18 protein-coding genes are annotated in these 20,632 nt (G+C 54.4%); 10 read left to right on the plus strand and 8 right to left on the minus strand.

Annotated elements, in window-relative coordinates; translation table 11 throughout:
• The first annotated feature begins 27 nt into the window (after positions 1-27).
• A complete protein-coding gene (locus GN112_RS19670; protein WP_155311779.1) occupies positions 28-930 on the plus strand; it encodes a DMT family transporter in 903 nt (300 codons plus the stop codon).
• Positions 931-1,629: 699 nt separating this feature from the next.
• Here GN112_RS19670 and GN112_RS19675 read toward each other — a convergent pair.
• From GN112_RS19675 to GN112_RS19705, 7 genes are all read right to left on the minus strand, one after another.
• The gene (locus GN112_RS19675; protein ID WP_155311780.1) at positions 1,630-2,064 is read right to left on the minus strand and encodes a hypothetical protein; all 435 of its coding nucleotides are present in this window, start codon (positions 2,062-2,064) and stop codon (positions 1,630-1,632) included.
• A gap of 13 nt (positions 2,065-2,077) precedes the next feature.
• Positions 2,078-2,371, minus strand: coding sequence for a hypothetical protein (locus GN112_RS19680; RefSeq protein WP_155311781.1), 294 nt, complete (start codon positions 2,369-2,371; stop codon positions 2,078-2,080).
• Positions 2,372-2,592: 221 nt separating this feature from the next.
• Complete coding sequence (locus GN112_RS19685; protein ID WP_155311782.1) at positions 2,593-2,814, minus strand: hypothetical protein; 222 nt, start codon at positions 2,812-2,814, stop codon at positions 2,593-2,595.
• Positions 2,815-2,839: 25 nt separating this feature from the next.
• Positions 2,840-4,708, minus strand: a complete 1,869-nt coding sequence (locus GN112_RS19690; protein ID WP_155309028.1) for a hypothetical protein — start codon at positions 4,706-4,708, stop codon at positions 2,840-2,842.
• Between the two features lie 35 nt (positions 4,709-4,743).
• Positions 4,744-5,436: a hypothetical protein gene (locus tag GN112_RS19695; RefSeq protein WP_155310761.1), complete on the minus strand. Its 693-nt coding sequence runs from the start codon at positions 5,434-5,436 to the stop codon at positions 4,744-4,746.
• 389 nt (positions 5,437-5,825) lie between these two features.
• Entirely contained in the window at positions 5,826-7,079 is a 1,254-nt protein-coding gene (locus GN112_RS19700; protein ID WP_155311783.1) for a DUF2325 domain-containing protein, read from the minus strand.
• 274 nt (positions 7,080-7,353) lie between these two features.
• The gene (locus GN112_RS19705) at positions 7,354-7,905 is read right to left on the minus strand and encodes a metal-dependent transcriptional regulator (RefSeq protein ID WP_155311784.1); all 552 of its coding nucleotides are present in this window, start codon (positions 7,903-7,905) and stop codon (positions 7,354-7,356) included.
• A 397-nt stretch (positions 7,906-8,302) separates the two neighbouring features.
• On the opposite strand from GN112_RS19705, the gene GN112_RS19710 reads away from it, so the two are divergent.
• From GN112_RS19710 to GN112_RS19750, 9 genes are all read left to right on the plus strand, one after another.
• Positions 8,303-9,124: an ABC transporter ATP-binding protein gene (locus GN112_RS19710; protein WP_231717074.1), complete on the plus strand. Its 822-nt coding sequence runs from the start codon at positions 8,303-8,305 to the stop codon at positions 9,122-9,124.
• Positions 9,108-11,048, plus strand: coding sequence for an AMP-binding protein (locus GN112_RS19715; RefSeq protein ID WP_155311786.1), 1,941 nt, complete (start codon positions 9,108-9,110; stop codon positions 11,046-11,048). The genes GN112_RS19710 and GN112_RS19715 overlap by 17 nt, the downstream gene beginning before the upstream one ends.
• Positions 11,049-11,064: 16 nt before the next feature.
• Positions 11,065-11,949 carry a branched-chain amino acid ABC transporter permease gene (locus GN112_RS19720; RefSeq protein WP_155311787.1) on the plus strand — a complete coding sequence of 295 codons (885 nt, stop codon included), beginning with the start codon at positions 11,065-11,067 and terminating at the stop codon, positions 11,947-11,949.
• Between the two features lie 139 nt (positions 11,950-12,088).
• Complete coding sequence (locus tag GN112_RS19725; protein WP_155311788.1) at positions 12,089-13,189, plus strand: branched-chain amino acid ABC transporter permease; 1,101 nt, start codon at positions 12,089-12,091, stop codon at positions 13,187-13,189.
• Between the two features lie 37 nt (positions 13,190-13,226).
• Positions 13,227-14,474, plus strand: coding sequence for an ABC transporter substrate-binding protein (locus GN112_RS19730; protein WP_231717075.1), 1,248 nt, complete (start codon positions 13,227-13,229; stop codon positions 14,472-14,474).
• Positions 14,475-14,501: 27 nt separating this feature from the next.
• A complete protein-coding gene (locus GN112_RS19735) occupies positions 14,502-15,314 on the plus strand; it encodes an ABC transporter ATP-binding protein (RefSeq protein WP_231717076.1) in 813 nt (270 codons plus the stop codon).
• Between the two features lie 180 nt (positions 15,315-15,494).
• Positions 15,495-16,091 carry an LEA/WHy family protein gene (locus GN112_RS19740; RefSeq protein ID WP_155311789.1) on the plus strand — a complete coding sequence of 199 codons (597 nt, stop codon included), beginning with the start codon at positions 15,495-15,497 and terminating at the stop codon, positions 16,089-16,091.
• 131 nt (positions 16,092-16,222) lie between these two features.
• Positions 16,223-17,731 (plus strand): AMP-binding protein, encoded by a 1,509-nt coding sequence (locus GN112_RS19745; protein ID WP_155311790.1) that lies wholly within the window; start codon positions 16,223-16,225, stop codon positions 17,729-17,731.
• Between the two features lie 42 nt (positions 17,732-17,773).
• Positions 17,774-19,654, plus strand: coding sequence for a GNAT family N-acetyltransferase (locus tag GN112_RS19750; RefSeq protein ID WP_331457534.1), 1,881 nt, complete (start codon positions 17,774-17,776; stop codon positions 19,652-19,654).
• A 24-nt stretch (positions 19,655-19,678) separates the two neighbouring features.
• Here the strand turns inward: GN112_RS19750 and GN112_RS19755 are convergent, their stop codons facing one another.
• Positions 19,679-20,596, minus strand: a complete 918-nt coding sequence (locus GN112_RS19755) for an MBL fold metallo-hydrolase (RefSeq protein WP_162459030.1) — start codon at positions 20,594-20,596, stop codon at positions 19,679-19,681.
• Positions 20,597-20,632: the final 36 nt, after the last annotated feature.

Consider the following 20,632-nt stretch of genomic DNA (forward strand, 5'->3'; position numbering starts at 1 on the left):
GGCCTTAACCTTTTTCTGCGGTGCGATATGACATTCTTGTCCGGGAGCTTCATTGTTCTTCTCACCGTAATTTTCGGTGGCAACGCCGTGGCCATCAAGCTGACCCTGACGGGCATGGGGCCGCTGACGACGGCCGGTCTCCGTTTTGCACTGGCGGCCATCGCCATCGCCCTTTGGGCTTTGGCCACCGGCCGCTCTTTTCGCATCCGGCCGGGACAGAGTTTTCAGCTGATTATCGTTTCATCGGGTTTTACCCTCCAGCTTTGCCTGTTTTACCTGGGGCTCGACCGGACATTCGCCTCGCGGGGCATTCTGATTTCCAACCTGCTGCCCTTTTTTGTCCTGTTTCTGTCTCACCGATTCATTCCCGATGAGAAGATCACCTGGCAGAAGATGGCGGGAATCGGTATGGGGTTCTGCGGCGTGGCATTCATGTTTCTGGGCCATACCGGTGCCTATGGCGCCTTTCACAGTGGTGATCCCATTGTGCTGGCGGCCGTGATCGTCTGGTCGTGCAATGTGGTCTACACCAAACGGATCATCAGTGCGTATGCTCCGTTTCATCTGGTGCTCTATCCCATGATGGTTTCCGTTCCGGTTTTTCTTTGCGCCGGAGTATTGTCCGGCGAAATGATGGTTTTCGATCTGAACGCCACCGTGCTCGGCGCATATGCGTATCAGAGCCTGATCAGCGCCGCCTTCGGTTTTGTGGCCTGGAGCACCATGCTCCAGCGATACGGAGCGTCGACGCTGCATAGTTTTGTTTTTATCATGCCCATTGCGGGTGTGGTTTTCAGTGCCCTGATTCTGCAGGAACCGATTACCCCCAATATCGTCGTGGCCCTGATATTGATTGCCGGCGGGATTTTAATGGTTCAACGGAGCCCCAAAAAGGCCGTTTTCAGTTTTTCGTTGACCCGCGGCATATGATTGCGTGAACAGAAGGCGATTTCTGTCAAAGCATATACCCGCCTGCTTGTCTTTTCATCCGTCTTCTACGTTGGGCTTTTCCACACATAGCCCCACTATGCGTAAAAAGGCCCGCCTTGAATACGAATGAAAATCATGCGCATCCTGGTATCTTCTTTTCCGCCAATCGCCTAATGATGCATATCCCTGGCGAGACGAGCATATTTGAATAGTATAGGAATTTCCATTTTTTACTCGCCCTAAACATCCGGCCCACATAGGCCGGGCTCTGGCGGTCAAGGGCCACCTGGGTTTTCGGCCGGTTACGGTAACACCCATCTTCCTTGTTCACCAGATTCAAAGCCGCCAGGCCGTCAAGTAGAAACCGTGTACTTGTCGGATGGGTGCCCAACTCGGCGGCCACTGATCACCGATGCGATTGGGAAATACTTCACCGGAAAACCATCAAAACCGATACCGGTGGAGTTCCTTTGCATCTCGACGCTCCAGTCATAACGGTTTCACCGGCTGTCGCTTTCGAGGATGCTGACTTTCGCGACCGGTTTCGACGAACGCATGCACGCGCCATGGACCGTCGTCGGCGCTGCCAGCAAAAAAAGGCGCATCCGACAGCCGTGCGATACGGTGCCTTGCGCCTTCACTCTCTTCGCGATCAGAAGTCCGAAGATCGAAAGGTCTATCTCAATTCATTAGAAGTAACTAATCAATGCGTTCAAGCAATTCACACGACGGGGGATTATTGTCAAGGACTTTCTGTGGATTTTGTTTCTCCGGGATGACCCGGGCGTTGCAGCGGCATTGGGCACAATCGCCATTGCACTGGCAGGGGTGGCGCTGGCGGGCCGCGACCACCAGACTGCCCTCGGGCGCAAGTGCATGGCCGTTCTCACCCTTGAACAGGAGTCGGTGGGCAGGCACGCGGCTCAGGTAAAATTTGCATTGAAACGTATTGCAGCCAAAGGGGCATAGGTTTCGCAGGCGCCCCGTATCAATATGAACCTGCCCTTGGCCGTCGTATTGCTGGTCGAGAAGATGAATCAGCTCCCAGGCCGAACTGCCGTCGAAATCGCCCACCGGCGCCACGTGCAGATTACCGTTTTCCCGTTTGCATGTGATTTGAAAATTCATGCTCATGTGGATTTCCTCCTTACTCCACGTTGACGAGGACCTGTGTCAGTCGCTTGCGAAGCATCTCCAATTGCTTGGACTTGAATGCCTTTCTTGTATCCTCCAATGTGTCAACGGCGTCTTTGATCGCTTTTTTCAATGCCAATTCACGTGCCTTCGACGGGCAACCGTCAAGAAAAGGCTTCAGATCCTGTATCTCGACCTGGTTGGCCATAATCGAACTGATGAGAACACAGTGCCGGTCGATCCCCTGCTGCAAATCCTTGATGCTGGAATTCAGGGCACGTGCAAGGGCATTTTTGTCCGCAGCCACTATTCTATCCTCCTTTCCTAATCCTTTACGGCGATATGAATACGCGAATGGTGCAAGGTAGCTCTTATGTAATTAGTATATTCTATCTTGACGAGACATCTCAATTTCACATCGGCGCTTGGATGTCAAGATCTTTTTGATTGCAGCAGCGCCCGATGCCATCGTCATGACGGGTGCTTCCATCGCCGTGCAACAACATTGTTTTAACGTTTATGGTTTATTCAATACTCCTCAAAGCTGTTGCGGCCCCTTTTTTGGGCCGGAACCAAAACGGAATCACAGGATTCGAGAACTGCCGATTTGTCGTAGGTATTGATAATGGCCCTGCAATCGACACAGTACTTGCGCGGCATGCCGCGTCCGGTCCACACCATATAGATGGTGAAGGTTTTCCGGCATCTCGGGCAGATGCAGCGCACAAACCGTTTGCTCTTAAGCGTCATTTTGCGGTTGGATTTTCCATTATTTTCAACACGCGACGCGCGGAGCGCGGCTTCTGGCTGCCTTGATGATGCGTTGATTCATATTTTCCGTTCTTACAACATGGCGATCAGCGGAAGATAAAGATGAAGTGGAAAGTTGAAGTATTTTATCCAGATTTGACATCTTTTGGGACGGTAACCCTTTTTCTTTTCTCCGCGCTTCTTCTTTATCGAGTTGTGCAAAAGCAAGAGGAAGACGATCAATGGATCCGCAAACGGCACTGACATAATCGGGTTGGTTCAGATTGTACACCAGCGCTGCCTCAGCCGGTAATCGTTCAAAATCATGTGTGAGGTTTTTCCGCCCACTCCTGCGTCGTTCGCCATGTTTTATGGTGCCGAAAAAATTTTCTATAATTTCGTTTGTACGACTCACAAGTCGCATTCGAGAAGGGGCGTTCTCCGGTAACGTAATAACGTGGCCCCAAAGGTGTTCGCCATGAACATCGATATGTTTCAAGATGATATCAATGGCATCACGCATATCTTGGGCCGGGCCTCTTTTGGGACGACGTTCTTTGAGCGATGCCGTCCAATCGTAAAATCGTTTCCGCATCAAATCAATGTCTGCCACTGTTTCATTTTCGGGCAGTTTTTTCGCGGTCCGCAGTTGATCCCGCAATTCATCGAATAGCTCAGCACGGCGTTGAAGACGCTTGATGATGTGACGAAAAGGAACTTCACATGCAACTTTGGTCAAAATCCGGCCAAGCCGTTTGAGTGCACCCGTTACTTTTCGATCATCGGATGGGATACGAAGAAACGCATCAATCGCTTTTGATCCGATCATGCAGCGGTTAAAAAAATCGAAATAGGGTCGGTCAAATGGAAAATCCAGCCCGGAGGCGTCGGCATGATAGTCGATCACCCATTGGCTTAGCGCACGGACAACCGCTATCCCATTTTTTCCCGGCGGCAATTGATATGTATGGTCTTCCATCTCTTGCCATGCAATAACCGTTTGCCGAGCATCATCGATCTGTAAACCAATCTTTCCGCCGAACTCGCGAATCAGGCGCTTAATGTCGGCCTGAACCTTGGTTCTGCGAAAAAGGTCGCGAAGGGCACAATGGTCAGAATTTAAAAGATCTTTGCCGATATCCGCCAGAAAATGCTGATGGCAGGCCAAAACAGGGATCTCCAATCCCAATTCGGAAACCAAATCGTTCAGCGCCGGTGTGACCGCTCGCCCTAAATCTCGCATCCCCGCACAAGGCGGGCCGAATCTTTCAACGGTGTCGCGCAGACATGGCAAAATAAGTTCAGCTTTCTCAGTGGCTATCTTCCATGCGCCAAGCACCCATTTTCGCCAACCGGCCATCACAACAAAAAGCGTGCCTCGGCCGTTTTCTCCGCTTGCATCGATGTGCATCGGCCATCCACCGTCATTTTCCAATATTTTTCTTATGCGGTCGGCTTTTGCATAATGAAGCCGTAGAAAATATTGTGAAAACCGCATGGCCAAGTCACTGACTTCACCAGCTGAGATACGAATGCCATAGTCGTCATTGAGCGCTGCCATGATCTCTTCTCGCTGCCGATGTTCAAGCAACCGCTGGCGTCCGACAAAAACCATCAAATCATAGCCGGCATTGCAGTTTGGCATAATAGTTTGCGACACGGATAAAGATCTTTGGGTCACCAAGGTGCCGACGGGATGATGGCATCGGCCGGCACAAACATACACTGTTTCACATACTTCGAATACTCCATGTCGAAGGGTCCTGCCTTCATGGCGGTATGTTTTCTGAACTTTCATTGGGCCATGACAGATTTCACAGCGTCCACGCTCCTCTTTGGCCGAAACAACAACATCGGTCAGTCCGAAAGCCTGTTTACAACAACGGTCATTCAAACGACGCGCCTCATCTCTCAAATCGCTCAGGACGTTTAAGGGAGGCTTGCCGTTTTTTTTTCTGTCGGGATCCCGTGTCGAGTAAAAATCTGTTTGACTTGCTCGACTGTAACCGACATCCCTCGTACGTCCAGGCGCTCAGCAACCAACGTTGGAGACACCCTGATCTTTACGGTTTTAAACGCTTCAATCAGCACGGCGATGGTTAATTCTGCTGATGGTGGTTCAACAACCGGTGCTGTCTTTTGCAAAAGAAAACGGCGCGTATTTAACTGCAGTTGTGCTTTTTCAGGATTTGCATCTGTATATAGAAAGAAACGTTCCAGCCGACGGCGACCGATCTGATTGTTTTTAACCAGCCCATGCAGTGCATTATGCAACGTGTTGGGAATTCTTATTTTCAACAAATTCAGCATTTCTTTGGGCATCATGCCGGCATCTGAAGAATGGACGATTTTGATGATGGTGTTTTTCAGCGTGCCATATTGTGAAAAACCAATCCCCTTATGAAACCACAATCCCCACTCATCAAAAATCGGTACATCCTGAAGCGTATAATAACGACCGGCATCCGTAAAACTCGTTAAATATCCCATGCGTTTGAGTCTTCGAAAAACACTCATTCGCGACGTCGTTTGAAGTAAATGATATAACTGGCCAATATCTGCGATATACTTCTTATTGAAAAAGTTCCAAAGTACTGTCTTGGATTCTTCAGGTGAGAGCATATGGCCTCATGATACAATTATTTGTTTGAATGTAAATTATTCAAACAATCGTATCAATTTAGCCCTCCCATGTCAATCCTCGGGTTTAATAATATCAAATGGTTACATTTTTTAGTGCCGCCATAATCATCGAACAGCGATACAATTATGAATGAATACAACGATATATTTGCTTACATTTCAGTGGGTTAAAAAATCCAACTGCATTCTGACCCTGTAGCGTTTGCTGCTGGCGAATTTGTTTTCTCCATCGGCCCAATTTCCCCTGGTTTTATCCTTCGTTGATTGACGGGCAGGTGTTCCGAGACCTTCACCATTGGAGTACATGCTTGATATCCTTTTCTGTAATGCGGAATGAGCAAATTCGATCGTGCAGACAGGCCCGCACCCTAATTTGGTGGTCTCCCGACGCACCGATCTTCCTGGATGACCTGGGAGACCGCACTGAGGCTGGAACTGGCTAGCATGTGCACGGGCTTATTGTGTTTCTTGCCCAGATTCTTGACAATCTTGCAGGCCGCATGACTGTTGCAGTTGACCGGGCAGAGAACCACATCGGCGCGCTTGAAGCATAATTCAAGCCCCTTGGCGCCTCTTTTCACGTACCCGTCATGGTAGTCAAAGGAGCCGCCGTATCCCTCGATCAGCTTGCGATAAGCCGATTCCATGCGGGTGATGCCACCAACAATCAACACCCGCTTGCGGCACAGATCAAAGGCGGGACAACTGGCATCGCAGCGGTTCATTGCCGCCAATTCGCCGATGACTACCCGGCTTTCTTGCCTGAAATGCCGGTTCAGTTCACGCTGCCGGGCCATCTGGTCGGACAATTTACGGTTCCGGGCCATGAGGGTCCCCAGGGTTTCCCGGGCTTCGGCCAGCTGTTGCCGAAATTGTTCATTTTCCGCTTGCTTGGATTGGTTCTCCTGTTCCAGGGCTGCGATTTTCGAAAAATGATCCGATCCGGCAAGTTGGTGACGCAAGTTCTCGTTTTCCGTTTCCGCAGTTCTCAACCTTCCCTGTAAGGCCGCTTTTTCCTGCTGTAACGTTTCGATCGTTTTTTTCAAGGACCGCCGAACACCGGCATCACGCTTGCGTTGCTCATGCAGCTGAACGAGTTCCCGCTTCTGTCCGCCCAGACGGCGGGTCAGTTGCAGGCGCTCTTCAGCGGTCCAGTGCATGGCCATATGAACGTTGCCAAAAACCTCCCGGTGGTTTTGGGCGGAGAGTGCCGGGTGGGTTGCCGCATTCCATAAGCCGCCGGCGATTTCCCCCGACTCCAAGGCGATTTTGAAATGCGCCATAACGGCATCGGCACCGGACGAGAGGAAATCCTGCATGGATCTGCCAAATTTACGTTCGAGCAATGCGTCGATGCGCCGGGAGAGACGATTTTCGCTCTCCAGACTGGCGACCATTTTTTCGTGCATGTCGTAAGCGGAATCGCCTTTGTCCAACACCCTGGTTTTTTTTAGCAACTGCCTTTGTTCGTCCTGGGTCAGGCACATGCCGACCAGCGGACATTTGAAGAAATGGTTGACCTGCCAGGGTTTAAGGCGGGTCAGGGGATTGGTTTCAAGAGCAATCGTCGTGTTGTCTCCGCTTTGATCATGTCGGCAGTACGGTGGGTGCGGGGTCATCATTGAACCTCCTTTTGGGTTTGTTTTCCAATTCGGCCTTGATCATTTTTCGGCCGCCCCATAGGGCTGGCTTCAGTACCCAGTGAAGGCGCCAGGGATGATCAAGGTCCCCAATCAAAACCGGGATCCAAATAAAAAAGGCGTATCCCGATTATTCCATCGAGTTACGCCTTCACTTTTCCACACCGCCGCAAGCGTTATGAAATCCGTAAGACATCCCTGTGCTTGTTTTATTTGAAAAGGTGGTCAGTGGATAGGTTGTTGCTGTCCCCCCGGACTATGTTTCCGAATCATCCATGCAGTCCAGTTGCGCCTTGAATTCATCTGAAAATGCAGTGGCCTGGTTACGGCATTTTTCAGCCACACATCCGTGCTTGCGATACTCATCAAAGTGGCTCAGCCAGCTTTCACCGGCCCGCGGACAGGACTGAATGAATTCCATGAAATCGGTCAGGCGGTCCAGGGTTCCGGCACTGAGGGCATGTTCCATCTGGCAGGCTTCCTCGTCGGCTGCACTGGATTCGACTTTCAGAACTTCTGTCAGAAACTGCTGCAGGACCCCGTGCCGGCGCCGCATCTCCTTACCGATAGAGGCCCCGTTTTTGGTCAGCTCAATGTATTCATACTTCTCATAATGCACCAGCCCCCTGTCACTCAATGTCTTGAGCATACTGGACACCGTGGGCATCTTGACGTCCATCCGTTTGGCAATATCCTTGACGCGGACAACTTTTTTTTCCTTGTCCAGATCGAAAATCGCCTCCAAATAGTCTTCCATCACCGAGGTCAACGGTTTGTCGATAATTGTATTTTTTAATGGGGATATCATTTGCAGCCTATGTATTTTTTAAATTTATAACTTTATTAGTGGGCTCTAATAAACATAATTCACCGCCATCTTGTCAAGCTTTTTTTGTTTTCGCTCCAAACTGGGCCTGCGCAACAAGAAAATCAATCTGCGGACCCACCTTCTCTCTTTTGAAGAATAGTGGTTATAGCCCACTACTAACCTACTAATTTATCAACTTGACACATCCTTGCCAACGGGTGTTTAGTCAATAGAAGATACAGAAAAAAAGGTTTGATTGTAAAATAAACAAAATTCAGTTAATAATGGACTCATTAATAAGATATTGATGGTGAGGGCAGGGGGGATGTGTCCGCCCATCAGGGGATCAGCGCTGATATTCACTATCGCTCAGGCATTTTCTCATGGAGGCGAACGGTTGGGAACTGCAGATGAGATCAAAGCAGGGGATGCACTCCTTGAGTTGGAGGACATCCACATGCATTTTGGAAAAGTGGCGGCCCTCTCCGGAATCAACCTGGCAATCCGAAAAGGGGAGATCCACTCCGTCATCGGTCCCAACGGGGCCGGCAAGACGGTGATGATGAACATCATCAACGGCCTTTATCGCCCCCAGAAGGGCACCATTCGTTTTAAAGGCGCGCCCATCAATGGCCTCAGGCCCCATGAACGGGCAAAATTGGGTCTCGCCCGGACTTTCCAGAAGGTCGAGGTTTTCGGCGGAATGACGGTGCTGGACAATATCCGGCTGGGCCGCCATGTCCACTACAAATCCGGTATTTTGAGCGGTGCTTTTTATCTGGGAAAAACGAAAAAAGAGGAGATCGAACACCGCACCTTCATTGAAGAGGAGATCATCGATCTGTTGGAGATCGAGCAGATCCGCCATAAGCCCGTGGGCATGCTGCCCTACGGGTTGCAGAAGCGCGTTGAGTTGGGGCGTGCCCTGGCCCTGGAGCCGGAACTGCTCATTCTGGATGAACCCCTGGCCGGCCTCAATCTTGAGGAGGTCGAGGACATGGCCCGGTTTATCCTCGATGTGAACGAAGAAAAACGGTGGCGGGTGACCTGCCTTTTGGTCGAACACGATATGGGCGTGGTCATGGATCTGTCGAGCCGGGTGTTCGTTCTGAATTTCGGCAACATGATTATGGACGGCACCCCTGAAGACGTTCAAAACAATCCGGAAGTGATCAAAGCCTACCTGGGTGAAGAGGATCTGTATGCAACACGCGCATAATTCGGCGAGCGGCAAGGTTGAGATTTCCAGGGAACTGACCATCCAGAAGCTGTTTTTCGAGCAGGCCCGGCGTTACGGGAAAGGCCGGGTGGCTATGCGCGAAAAGCAGTTTGGCCTCTGGCGACCGATCACCTGGCAGGACTATTTCGAGAACGTCAAATACCTCAGCCTGGGACTGCTTCGTCTGGGCCTGGAACCGGGCGACAAGGTCGCCATGATCGGCGACAACCGGCCCGAGGGGCTGTGGGCCGAAATGGCCACCCTGTGCGCCGGCGGGGTGGCGGTGTGGCTCTTTCAGGACTGCCTGATCGATGAGGTCAAATACATCCTCGATCATTCGGATACCAAATTTCTATTTGGAGAGGGCCAGGAGGAGGTCGACAAGGCCATTTCCATTATCGGTGAATGCCCCAAACTGAAAACGGTCATCTGGGACGATCCCAAAGGCATGCGCAACTACCACCAGGATTACCTGACCAGTTTCAAGGCGGTTATGGCCCTGGGCCGTGAAATGGAAAAGGAACAGCCGGACCTTTTCGAGGAGATGATCAACCGCGGCCATGGCGACAACGTGGCCCTGCTTTTCTATACCTCGGGAACCACCTCGCTGCCCAAAGGCGCGCTGCTTTCCCACAACAACATGCTTACCATGGGCCAGCACCTCATGGCCGTGGATCCGTGTTACGACACCGACGATTATGTCTCCTACCTGCCTTTTGCCTGGATCGGCGAGCAGATGATGTCCATCTCGTGCGGGCTTCAGATCGGGTACACGATCAATTTTCCCGAGGAACCGGACACCGCCCAGGAGAATATCCGCGAGATCGGCCCGCACGTGATGTTCGCGCCGCCGCGCATGTACGAGCAGATGACCCGTTCCGTTCAGGTCAAACATCTGGATGCCAGCTGGACCAAGCGCCAGTTTTTCAACCTCGCCTCCAAGATCGGCTACACCGTGGCCGATATGAAATTCAAAAAACAGCCGGTGCCGTTTTACTGGAAAATCCTCGAGTGGCTCGCCTACGTCACCGTTCAGAAGAAACTCAAGGATCATCTCGGCCTTACCCGGGTGCGGCATGCCTATACCGGCGGTGCCGCCATGGGGCCGGACCATTTCCGCTTTTTTCATGCCCTGGGGGTCAACCTCAAACAGATCTACGGCCAGACCGAGGTGGCCGGGATTTCAGTGGTTCACCGCGACGGCGACATCAAATTCGATACCGTGGGCCACCCCATTCCCGGTACCGAGATCAAGATTACCGGGGAGGGTGAAATCATCACCCGCAGTTCCTCCGTATTTCTCGGGTACTACAAGAACCCCGAAGCCACCGAACAGGCCCTGGTGGACGGCTGGCTTCACTCCGACGACAAGGGGTTTCTGGACGACGACGGCCATCTGGTGGTGTTCGACCGCACCAAGGATGTGTTTACCTTAAGGGACGGAAAACCCTTCTCGCCGCAATACCTGGAGACACGTCTGAAGTTCAGCCCCTACATCCGCGATAGCTGGGTGATCGGCGATAAAAAAGAGTACATCACGGCAGTGCTGTGCATCGACTACAACGTGGTCGGTAAATGGGCCGATGAGAAGAAGCTCAACTACACCAGCTATCAGGAGCTGTCCCAGAAACCGGAAGTGTATCAGCTGGTGGAGAAGCAGATCCGCCAGGCCAACAAGGATCTTCCGGAGGCCGCCAAAGTGGCCAAATTCACCAACCTGTACAAGGAGTTCGATGCGGATGACGACGAGTTGACCCGAACCCGCAAGCTGCGCCGTGCATTTGTGGAAAAGCGCTACCGGGAGATCGTGAATGCGCTCTACACGGCTGCCGACAGTGTCCACATCGACACCACCATCAAATACGAGGACGGGCGTGAGGCCCACATCAAAACCGATATGCATATTGTTCACCTGGAAGATTGAAAAAGGAGCGCCTCCAATGGAACTGTTTTTAATGACGATCACAACCGGTGTCATGGTGGGCGGAATCTACGCGCTGGTCGCCCTGGGGTGGGTCCTGATCTACAAATGCTCCGGCGTGTTGAACCTGGCCATGGGAGAAATGACGCTGATCGGTGCCTACGTGTCGCTCAGTTTCTACTCCATGGGCGTACCCTTTCTCCTGGCCCTGGCCTTTTCCCTGGTGATCGGATTTGTCCTCGGTATTCTGACCGAACGGATTTTCCTGGACAAGCTGATCGGCGAGCCGGTGCTGACGGTGATCATGGTGACCGTGGGACTCTCTTTCTTCTTCAAGGGTACGGTTGAATTCATCTGGGGAACCGACACCCGGGTGTTCAGCCCACCGGTATTTTCCATCGAGCCCATTCATATCGGTCCCCTGATCATCGGCCAGGTCTATCTGTGGAGTTTTATCGCCGCCATCATTCTGCTGATCGTTTTTGTCTGTTTTTTCAAATACACCCGCTGGGGTCTGGCCATGCAGGCCACGGCCGACGACGAGATGGCCGCCTTGTCGGTCGGGGTCAGCGCCCGTTTCGTATACGCGGCGGCCTGGGCCATCGCCTTCATGGCGGCCGGTGTCGGCGGCACCTTGCTGGGCAACATCAACGGCCTGAACATTTCCGTCGGCTATCTCGGTCTGCTTGTTCTGCCCGCCGTGGTGCTGGGCGGGCTCAATTCGGTTCCCGGCGCTATTGTCGGCGGGATTATCATTGGCATTCTGCAGAATCTGTGCGGCGCCTATCTGGACCGCTATTTCCCGGGGGCCGTCAAGGAGATCGCGCCTTTTGCCTTTATGGCGATCTTCCTGCTTTTCAAGCCCTATGGCTTGTGGGGATGGGAGCGGATTGAACGGGTGTAGAACCCACCACTATCAGGCCTGATCCAAGGCCTCCAAACAGACTCTTCGTGGCCGTCCAGAAATGCCCAATGGGTCAGTGTTAAGTTTAACGTGTTAAGCAAATGTATCCTATCGATTTAGATATAGAAAGGAAGTAGTTATGTCGACAACCTGGCTTCCCTGCGGCGTTTACCATGAAACCTACGCCCAGGACCATGCATGGTGGCAGACAAGATTCATTCGCGGCAAAATGGTTCTGCTGGCCTTCATTCTGTTTGCCGTTATTCCTTTCCTTGCGGACTCCTACGGGCTCAGCGTGTGCAACCAGATCGGGTACACCATTCTGGGGGCGCTGGGTGTCCAGCTGCTGATCGGTTTCTGCGGCCAGATCACCCTTGGGCATGCGGCCTTCCTGGCGGTGGGCGCCTATACCAGCACGCTGCTGATCCTGGAGTTCCCCTGGCCCCAATGGATGATGCAATGGGGCCTTGCCTATCCGGTCAGCATCTTCATCGCGGCATTGGTTGCCGGCATCTGGAGTGTGCTGTTCGGTCTGCCGTCAGCCCGGGTCAAGGGCTTCTACCTGATTCTGACCACCATGGCGGCCCAGTTCATCACCGTCGATTTTATCATCACCCAATATGTCAGCCAGATCGGCGGCCGGGGACAGGCCTTTTCGCTGCCACCGGGCACCATTAAGGTCGGCCCCTGGGTGATCGACAGCGATCTGAAAGTCTATTTTATGATGCTCGCCCTGGTGATCGTCTGTGTGATTGCCGTGGTCAACCTGCTACGTTCCAAGGCCGGCCGGGCCTGGGTGGCAATCCGCGACAACGACATCTCCGCCGCGGTGATGGGCATCAATGTGGTTAAATACAAGCTGTTGGCCTTTTTCGTGGCCGGTGCGATCGGCGGCATCGCCGGCGCCTTCTGGATCAGCAACCTGGCAGCCGTCAGCCCCGAGCATTTTCCCTGGTTCTGGTCCCTCTGGCTGGTGGGCGTCATTCTCATCGGCGGGGTCGGGTCCGTTCATGGGGCAATTTTTGGCTCTATCTTCATGGTAGTGATCATGGAGGGGTTGCAACTGGCGGTGATGCCCCTGGCCGACACCTTCCCGAAACTGCTCATGGATTTTCTTTTCATCAAGGAAGCCGCCTTCGGCCTGTCCATCTGTGTGTTCATGATCTTCGAGCCCAATGGGCTGGCCTACCGCTGGTGGCAGGGAAAGAACTATTTTAATTTGTGGCCGTTTTCGTATTAATCGTTTTACTACTGCGTATTTAACGAAAGGGGAGACGATGAACGCTAAAAAAGGATGGGCCAACGTTTCTATCGTGGTGGCGTTGATGGTGCTGGGTTTGGTATTTTCACCTTTTGCCGGCGCCGCCGACATCAAGATCGGCGCGCTCAACGACATGACCGGGGCGACGTCCGATGTCGGCAAGGACTATGCCCTGGGAATTGCCGAGGCGATTCACTACATCAACGATACGGGCGGTATCAACGGAAGAAAGATCAAGCTGTACCAGTTTGATTACGGCTACCGGATTCCCGAGGCGCTCACCAAATACAATCTGTTCAAACGATTGAAATGCGCGGCGATCCTGGGCTGGGGAACCGGTGACACCGAGGCGTTGGCACCGACAGTGGCCAAGGACAAGATCCCGTATGTGTCGGCGTCCTATTCCGGCCACCTGTGCAAGCCGGAGAAAACGCCGTACAATCTCTTCTTTTCCACCGACTATTCGACCCAGTCCCGGGGATTGATCACATCCTGGTTTGACAAGAAATGGCCCACCAAACCCGACTACGGCAAGCGCAAACCGCGCATCGCCATGTGCTACATGTTTGCTTCCCCGTTCAGCAGTTCTTCCATCAAGGCGGCCAAGGACCAGGCGGAGATGCTCGGTTTCGAGATCGGTCCCGATCAGGACGTTTCCCTGTTCGCCATCGATACCAAGAGCCAGATTCTGTCCCTGAAAGAGTTCAAACCGGATGTGGTCCTGCATACCAATACGGTGATGTCCGTTGCCGCGACCCTGCGCGATGCTTACGCCCTGGGACTGGGGGCCGACAACCTGATCAAGTGCTGGGGGTTTGACGAGAACCTGCCCAGACTGGCCGGCAAGGCCGCCGAGGGGGCGATCGGCTGTGCCCCCTGGGCCTTTTACGGGCTGGATGTACCGTTGATGGACAAGGTCATGGAGTACGCCAAGAAATACAATCCGGGGATTCCCCAGGAGAAGCGGACCATCCATACGGTCCAGGCCTGGGCCAATGCGCTGGGACTGGCCGAGGCGCTGAAACGGGCCGACAAGGCCGGCGATCTGAGCGGCGAAGGTATCCTCAAAAAAGGCTTTGAAACCATGCGGGGGTATGAAATCGGCCTGGGCATCGCCCCGGCGACCTATACCCCCACGGATCATCGCTCCCAGAGCGAAGCCAAAATTTATGAATACAAAAATGGCGAGTTCGTTCTGATCGATGCGGTCGACTTGAAGGCGCGCTGGCCGGAAAAGTGGAAGAACGAGTGGCTGGGCTGGTAAATCACATTCCCTGAGGAGGGGGCCATTTTGTCCGAAGAGAAGATGATCCTGAAGATCAACAATATTGAGGTCAAATATCACGAGGTGATCCTCGTGATCAAAGGCGTCTCCATCGAAGTTCCCGAAGGGGGTATCGTGGCCCTGCTGGGCGCCAACGGCGCCGGGAAAAGCACCACCCTGAAGGCGGTCTCCGGGCTGTTGAAACACGAGGACGGCGCGGTGACCGACGGTTCCATTGAGTTCATGGGCCAGCGCATCGACCGGTTGGGTGCGGAAAAGATCGCCAAGATGGGGATCGTGCAGGTGATCGAAGGCCGTCGTGTCTTCGAGCACCTGACCGTCGAGCAGAACCTCAAGGTGGGCGCCCACATGAAGAAGCACGGCCGCTCCATCAAAGAGGGGCTGGAGATGGTGTATCACTATTTTCCGCGCCTGAAGGAAAAACGTAACGAAACGGCGGGGTTTATCAGTGGCGGAGAACAGCAGATGACCGTTGTGGGCCGGGCGTTGATGACCAGCCCCAAGTTGATTCTGCTGGATGAGCCGTCCATGGGCCTGGCGCCCCTGCTGATTCATGAGATTTTCAATATTATTCAGCAACTCAACCGTGATGAGAAGATTTCCATCCTGCTGGTGGAACAGAACGCCAAGCTGGCCCTGAACGTGGCACCCCATGCCTACGTTATGGAAACCGGCCGCATCGTCATGGACGATTCGGCCGAAAAGCTGCGTCAAAATCCGGATATCAAGGATTTTTATCTCGGCATGACCGATTTCGGAAGAAGAAAAAGTTTCCGCGATGTCAAACATTATAAGCGCAGAAAAAGATGGCTTGCCTAAGAGCCCGTTTGATAAATCCGTCTAAGGCCCGCTAACGGCGTTGGAAAGTGTCTCAAAATGCTCACATATCACATATATGCTCCGCTTTCGAGCCACTTTCCGCCTTGTTATCGGGCCTGATCCAGACTTCTCAAACAGGCTCTAAAAGCCTCTCACTTTCACACATTAAAGGGGGAGAACATGAATAAGAAGAATGGACTGAGGATATTGCTGAGCGTCTTTTTGGTTGCGGCCCTGTTCTCGGGGTGCGCCGGAATGGCGGCCAAGCCAACCGAACAGAACTTCAAAGCCCCGGTGATCACTCTGGACAATATGGAAGTGGCCCATGCTTTCGGATACTGGTATTTTTCCAATAAAGTCGAGCCCACCAAGGGGAAGCCGGATAACGTCGGTGCGCCCCTGGACCTGGCTTTTACTTTCAACCTCGAGAACCCCAATCCGTTTCCGGTGCAGTTGGAGAATTTGAAATTCTCCGTTTTGTTTGAAGACTTCGAGCTCAATACGGTCAGTACCAATGCCACCCAGTGGATTCCGCCGGGAGCGACCAACCAGGTGCTCGTGCATGCGCATTTCGATGTCCGGCAGTCGCTGCTCAGCCTTTTGGTGACCGGCGGATTCAAGCTCAAGGAGAAAGGGACCAATGCCTGGGCGGCGCTGGAGAAATGGTGGACCGGCATCCCGAACTATGAAATCCCGGTGACGGTCAGCAGCGGCGCGGCTGTTTTCAAGGCCGGCGATATGGTCAAGGTTGCCACGTTCGAGGCAACGTTTCCCTGATATAGCATTCAAGATAATGTTTTTGGGCGGCGTTATCGGTCGTCGCGGTATTACTTATACAGCTTCCTCCCTCTGGCCTTGCCAAAAACATTATCTTAAACACTGATAGATAGGTATCCCTGGAGAAGACGATGGGGCGATACGATTTTACACTGTATGATCTGATCAAGCGCAATGCGGTCTGCCATGCCGGCAAGCCGGCCTGGTTCGAAGCGGAAACCGGCACCACCGTCAATTTCGGGCAGTTCCGGCAGCAGGTGGATCGACTGGCCGCAGGGCTTCAACGGGCCGGTGTCCGGGCCGGGGATCGGGTTGGCGTTGTGGGCAAAAACAGCCTGGCCTTTTTTCAGCTGATCGGCGCCACCGCTGCCCTGGGGGCGATCGTGCTGCCGGTCAACTGGCGTCTTTCAGCCGGTGAGGTGGCCTTCAACCTGAACGACGGCACGCCGGTGATGGTTTTTGCCGATGAGGAATTTGCCCCGGTCGTCACATCCGTGCGGGATCAGCTGCCCTCGGTCAGACATTTTGTCAATCTGGCGGGAAGCGGGCCATTGGACCCCTTTGACGGGCTGATCGGTGATGACCTCTTTTCCGGGGCACCCGTGGATGCCGATGCCGGCCTGGTGATCATTCACACGGCCGCCGTTGCCGGCCGGCCGCGCGGCGCGCTTTTGAGTCATGTCAATCTGCTGTGCGCCAGCCTGCACTTCAATACCTGTTTTGGCCTGACGCCCGGCGATGTCCACCTGAACCTTCTGCCCCTGTTTCATGTGGCCGGTTTTTTCATGGCCGTCGCCGCCTTTCATGCCGGCGCCCTGAATGTCAACATGAATCGTTTCAATGCGGCCGAGGCCGTCCAACTGATCCAATCCCATCACGCCTCGGTGTTTTTCGATTTCTCACCGATTCTGGGCGCCATCCTGGATGAACAGGCCAACACCGGTGCCGACATCTCCTCCCTTAGGGCGGTCATGGGGCTCGATGCGGCCGACACCATCGAGCGCTACCAGCAGGTGACCGGCGGCACCTTCTACAGCATGTACGGGCAGACCGAGACATCCTGTCTGGCCACCCTGGGGCGATACGACGACCGGCCCGGGGCGGCCGGCCGGCCGATCCTGATGGGGATGGTGGAACTGGTGGACGATGCGGATCAACCGGTGGCCGTCGGCCAGGTGGGCGAAATTACCCTTACCGGCCCCATGGTGTTCAAGGGGTATTGGAATCTGGACGACGATAACGCGCAGACCTTCCGCAACGGACGCCACCACACCGGCGACCTGGGACGTTTTGATGAGGATGGTTTTTTGTGGTATAGCGGGCGCAAGCCGGAAAAAGAGTTGATCAAGCCTGGCGGTGAGAATGTCTATCCGGCAGAGGTGGAGGCGGTGATTCTGGCCCATCCGGCGGTGAAGCAGACCGTTGTGATCGGCGTTCCGGATCCCAAGTGGAAGGAGGGCATCAAGGCCGTCTGCGTCCTCGAACTGGGGCAGACGCTTACCGCCGAAGCACTGATCGAATTTGTCGGCCAGCGCATCGCCCGTTATAAGAAGCCGCAGGTTGTGGAGTTTGTGGCGTCGCTGCCGGAAAAAGATGGAAGCATTGACCGGGAGGCGGTGAAAAGCCAATATGGCGGGTAGCCGCTTTCAACCGCACCCACACGCCAAAAGGGGCCCATGCGCATGCCTTCCTACTGGGCAGACGACTACGTTAAAAAAACCTGCAAAGCGGCGGACGCCATTGATCGGATCCGTCCCGGCCAGCGGGTTTTCATCGGTTCGTCCTGTGGCGAGCCGCAGCATCTGGTCCGGGTTTTGTCCAATGCCTCCGCGAGCCTGGCCGATCTGGAAGTCATTCGTCTCATGTCTCTGGAGACCACCCCCCTGTCGCTGATTGCCAGCAAGAGCAAGGGGGCCAGTCTCAACATCCGGCAGTTTTATTCCGGGTCCGCCAAACCCAAAGCCATCGCCCGCCATGCCCGGTTTATTACTCCCATGAACCTGTCGGCGGTGCCCCGGCTGTTCAAGAGCCGCCGGCTGCCCATCCATGTGGCCCTGATTCAGACCGCGCCGCCCGACGATTTCGGATGCCTGAGTCTGGGGGTTTCCGTAGACATCACCCTTGCCGCCGCCCTGTCCGCCGATCTGGTGATCGCCCAGGTTAACCCGCGCATGCCGCGTGCCCTGGGACGCAGTTTTCTGCATGTCAACGATGTGGACCTGTTTGTGGAATACGAGGAACCCCTGATTGCCCTGGGAACCACCCCTGATTCAAGCGAGGCCGATACCATTGCCAAACTGATCGCCCGGCTTATCGATGACGGCTCCACGATCCAGATCGGTCCCGGCACCACCCCCCAGGCCACCCTGGCGGCCATGAAGGACAAAAACGATCTGGGGGTGCACACCCAGTACCTGACCGACCCGATCATGCATCTTTTTTCCCGGGGGGTGATCACCAATCGCCGCAAAGGGTATAACGAGGGAAAGATGGTGGCCAGCAGCGCCGTGGGGTCCGAGAACCTGTACGAATTCATCAACGACAACCCGGTGATCGAACTGCATCCGTCGGATTATGTGAACGATCCCTCCATTATCGCTCGCCACCACAAGATGGTGGCCATCAACGTGGCCATGGCCATTGACCTCACCGGTCAGGTGGCGGCCGATGCGCTGCCCTACAACCATTTTTCAGGGGTCACCGGCATGCTCGATTTTATTCGCGGGGCGGCCATGAGCGAGGGCGGGAAATCACTTCTTTTGCTGCCGGCCACTGCCATGCAGGGGAAGAAAAGCCGGATTGTGCCGCTTCTCGACGACACCGCCGTGGTGGCTCCGCGCAGTGATGTGCATTACGTGTGTACGGAATACGGGGTGGTGAACCTTTTCGGCAAGAGTTTCCAGGAGCGTGCCCTGGCCATGATCAGTATTGCGCACCCCGATTATCGCGACGAGCTTTTCAGCCAGGCCCAGCGCATGGGAATCCTGGGGCCTGAACAGGTTCAGAAAGGGGTCATTACCGGCGTCTATCCCCTGCGCCTGGAAGAGACCCTTGAAATCGACGGTGCCTCAGTGACCATCCGGCCGGCCAAACCGGTGGATGCGCGCCGCATCCAGGAACATTTTTACAGCCTGGATCCCGATGACGTGGTGGCGCGTTTTTTTCATCGCAAGGACCGGTTCGATGCCCAGGAAGTGGGCGGCGTCTCCCAGGTGGATTACATCAGCAACCTGACGGTGGTGGCCGTCGTGGGCGAATTCGGCTTCGGCCGTGTCGTGGGCATCGGCGAGTACCTGGTCGACCCGGTCGTCAATATGGCCGAGGTGGCCTATTCGGTTTCCCGCACATGGCAGGGCAAGGGATTGGGCCGGCGGATCCAGGAGAAGCTTGCCGAGGGCGCCCGGGACAAGGGGATTGCCGGTCTTTACGCCTATACCGACCCCGACAACGAGGCCATGATCCATCTTTTCGAAGCGCTGCCGTACCGGGTTGACCGCAAAATGGAAGCGGATATGCTGGTCCTCTCCTGCCGGTTTGACGAACCGGTGCCTGCCGACGGATGACAAGCGCCCTGAGAACGATCGCAACTATTCATCCAGAATAAAAAAGCGGCCCTGTTTTTCAACAATTCCTCCCTCATCGAGCAGCAATTCCAGATTTTTGCGGATCATCTGGGATTCGAAGATGCGCTGCATTTTTATATCGGCCATGCGGTTGTGATAAAACGGCGAGGCCTGAATCATCGCTTCCAGGTCCATGCCTGTGGCACACAGGGCCCGGACAGCCATCTTTTGCCGCTCGAACGCCTCCAGGTAGCGGGCAAATGCCCGATCGGCAGCATTGCGATCCATGGGGCGCTTGTGGGAGGTGCCGACCCGGTCATAGGCGAGGCTCCGCAGCATCATGACGCTTTCCCGGAAACGGCGGATGTCGCTTTCCGGGTTGCCATACCAGGGGCCGAAGCCGGTAAAATCGACGTCGGTGGTGAAAAGCGTTTTGGAGGTGGTTTCCAGAAAGCAGTAATGGTCGTCCAGGTGGCCTGGTGCGTGAATGGCCCTGAGTTGAATGGCACCAAAATCCAGCCGCTCGCCATCATCAAAGCGGTGGTTGGGTTGGCGCAGGGGCTGGATGCCCAGACGATCTCGCACCACATCGGTCCAGTAACGGGCATTCGCTTCCCCTTCCACGAAGCGTCGGCCCAACAGAATCAGATCCTCCACTGTTTCCGGGGTTTCGGCCGGCAGCCACAACTGACGATCGCGTAGCCCATGCCAGGCCAGAATATGATCGGGATGGGAGTGGCTGATGATCAGGCCGTCGATACGCATGGTTTGATCGATCTGCCGGATCCGGTCGGTGCCGATGCCGCTGTCGATGAGTATGGTCCGGTCGCCAAGCAGCAGGTACCCGTGACAATTGGGGAAGCGGCCTTTGCCCGGCCCGCAGGCCAGGTAGATATGGGGTGTCACCGGGTGAACGAAAGGGAGTGTTTCAAGTCGGTTCATGGGGCCAATTGCTTTCCGCAACGATTCAGCTTTAAT

The organism is Desulfosarcina ovata subsp. ovata (assembly GCF_009689005.1).
Lineage (GTDB): Bacteria > Desulfobacterota > Desulfobacteria > Desulfobacterales > Desulfosarcinaceae > Desulfosarcina > Desulfosarcina ovata.